Source organism: Streptomyces sp. NPDC029014, assembly GCF_055564695.1.
The window spans coordinates 1-2,547 of the sequence record NZ_JBVHVT010000199.1 but is presented as its reverse complement, the minus strand read 5'-3'; the positions used below and the strand labels follow the sequence as shown (position 1 = coordinate 2,547).

The 2,547-nt window shown below is 72.9% G+C and carries 2 protein-coding genes; one reads left to right on the top strand and one right to left on the bottom strand.

The genetic code is table 11. The features are described 5' to 3' along the window. The first annotated feature begins 402 nt into the window (after positions 1 to 402). Positions 403 to 1,014 carry a YceI family protein gene (locus ACZ4VL_RS40370; protein WP_468210965.1) on the top strand — a complete coding sequence of 204 codons (612 nt, stop codon included), beginning with the start codon at positions 403 to 405 and terminating at the stop codon, positions 1,012 to 1,014. A gap of 62 nt (positions 1,015 to 1,076) precedes the next feature. Here the strand turns inward: ACZ4VL_RS40370 and ACZ4VL_RS40365 are convergent, their stop codons facing one another. After that, positions 1,077 to 2,393: a hypothetical protein gene (locus ACZ4VL_RS40365; RefSeq protein ID WP_468210962.1), complete on the bottom strand. Its 1,317-nt coding sequence runs from the start codon at positions 2,391 to 2,393 to the stop codon at positions 1,077 to 1,079. Between the last annotated feature and the right edge of the window lie 154 nt (positions 2,394 to 2,547).

The following is a 2,547-nucleotide window of genomic DNA, read 5'->3' as shown; positions in this document are numbered from 1 at the left end:
CGCGCCGTCAGCTTCCCCTTCGCGTGCTGGGCTTCCGTCGCCCGGTCACTGGGTCCACGCTGCGCCTGCTCGCGCAGGGAGTGCAGCTCGGCCACGCGCCCGCGGGCGTCCGTCGGCTCGCTCGGAGTCTGGTCCACAACGGTCATGTACCGACCTTACGAAGCCGACCATGAAAAACCTCCGTTGGTTCTACACAGTCTCGGCCGTGTTCCGCTGTCTGGCCCGCACAGAACCGCGCAGCGGTGCAGGAAGACCACCAGGCGAGACGGCCGCAGGTTGTGGTGGTCCCACAAAACCGCCTGACACCCCGACCAGAAGTTGAATTTTGAACTGAATCGGTCTACGGTCGTTCTCGTTGAAGGTTCAACGACTTCGACACCAGCACTTCCCGAGGAGAGAGTCATGGGACTGTTCACCCGTCGCACCCGACAGGACGCCCCCACCGCCGTCGCCACCCTTGACGTGGACCCGGCCCTGGCCGCCCTGACCGGCGACTACACCATCGACGCCGCCCACAGCAGCATCGGTTTCACCGTCCGCCACGCGATGGTCACCAACGTCCGCGGAGCGTTCGGCGCCTACTCCGGCACGCTGCACCTCGACGGCAGCGACCCGTCCCGCTCCGCCGCCTCCCTCGACGTGGAGATCGCCTCCGTGGACACCGGCATCGCCGACCGCGACGCCCACCTGCGCGGTGACGACTTCTTCTCGGCCGAGACCTTCCCGCTGATGACCTTCCGGTCCACCGCGGCCGCCCGGGTCGGCGCGGACACCTACCGCATCACCGGCGACCTGACGATCAAGGACGTCACGCGGCCGCTCTCCATCGACCTGGAGTTCAACGGTTCCGCCACCGACGTCTACGGCAACGAGCGCGTCGGCTTCGAGGGCTCCGCCGAGATCCTGCGCTCCGACTGGGGCCTGACCTGGAACGCCGCGCTGGAGGCCGGCGGTGTCATGGTCAGCGACAAGGTGAAGCTGACGTTCGACATCTCCGCCGTCCGCCAGGCCTGATCCGCGGGGCTGCGCCCGCCGCAGCATCTGCACCGCCACCACCGCCGGATCCGGGGGCGGCCCTAGAAGCCGCCCCCGCCGTCGAAGCCGCCGCCGCCGTCGAAGCCCCCTCCGCCGAAGCCGGAGGGGTCGAAGTCGGCTCCGGAGAAGTCCCCGCCGTCGTACCCGCCGAAGTCGGACCCGTAGGCGTAACCGGGCGACATCATCGAACCCAGCAGGGTTCCCACCAGCAGGCCGGGGAGCACGCCCCCGCCGAAGTACCCGCCTGCCCAGGGGCCGTAGGCGGGGCCGGCGTCGTAGTAGGGGCGCGGCCCGTACTCGGTGTCCACGGTCCGCACCATCGGGTCCCGGCCCTCGCGCAGCCGGACCGCGTCCGCCGCGCACACCGGCACGCTGCGGGAGGCACCGCCCGCCGGCGCCCAGTCGGCGTCCTCGGTGCTGGGCCCGTGCCGCGGGTCGAAGAAGCAGGGCGGTCGCCGCTCGGGCAGGGGCCTGCCCTGGCGCCGCGCGTCCAGGCCGGCCAGGGCGAAGCGGCCGTCCTCCAGGGCCTGGGTGACCCCCCTCACCTCCTCCGGGTGCTGCACCGCGGCCATGACGTCCTTGGCCTTCTCGTACGAGTCGAGGGCCCGGGCGTAGTCCGCCCGCATGGCGTCGTCGGCGCCGGGCTCCGCGGGGTGGAAGTCCAGCCGGTCCAGCTCCTCGCCGAAGGCCGTGATGTCCTCGTCGACGACCGTGCGGAGCTTCTCCACCGCCGCGCGCTCCGCCTCCTCCTTCTTCCTGCGGCTGCGGCGCACCAGGGCGTACGCACCGCCGCCGCCGATCAGGGCGACCGCACCGAGCGCGACGAGCCCGCCGACCGGGACGCCGCCCGATCCGGCGCCGCCGCTCCAGGAGGCCGGGGCGGACCCCCTGACCTGGGGCAGGGCCTGGTCGACGAAGTTGTTCAGCTGGGTCGTCGCGTCCACCGGTCCGCCGGCCTTCACCGCATCCGTCAGGTTGTGCACGGCGTTGGGCCGCATGACCACGGGGTCGGCGCCGGCGTTGAACCCGTCGCCGAGCCGGATCGCGTAGAGCCCGGTGATCCCCGTCTCGGTGCGTACGGTGCGCAGCACGCTGTCGGCCGGGAAATCCGGGGTGGCCGGCAGCACCGCGACGAACACCGGCTTGCCGGCATCCTTGATCTTCTTCGCCAGTGCGTCCGCCTCGGCCTTCGGCAGCTGCGCCGCGGCGCGCGGGTCGACGTAGACGGGGCCCCGCTCCAGGGCCTCGGCCACCGCTTCGGGCCCGGTCGCCGCCGACGCCTGCGGGGCGGCGCCGAGGACGGTGGCGGCCAGGGCCAGCAGGAGCCCCGACAGTGCGGATATCAGCCTGGTCCTCATACTCCGACGCTACCGGAACCCCCTCAATTCCGTGTGAGCCAGACATAAAAGACAGGCCGCCCCGGGGGGGGGGGGGGGGGGGGGGGGGGGGGGGGGGGGGGGGGGGGGGGGGGGGGGGGGGGGGGGGGGGGGGGGGGGGGGGGGGGGGGGGGGG

Excerpts from the sequence above, each read along its gene's own strand:
- ACZ4VL_RS40370 (WP_468210965.1), top strand. The coding sequence starts at position 403 with ATGGGACTGTTCACCCGTCGCACCCGACAGGACGCCCCCACCGCCGTC.
- ACZ4VL_RS40365 (WP_468210962.1), bottom strand. The coding sequence starts at position 2,393 with ATGAGGACCAGGCTGATATCCGCACTGTCGGGGCTCCTGCTGGCCCTG.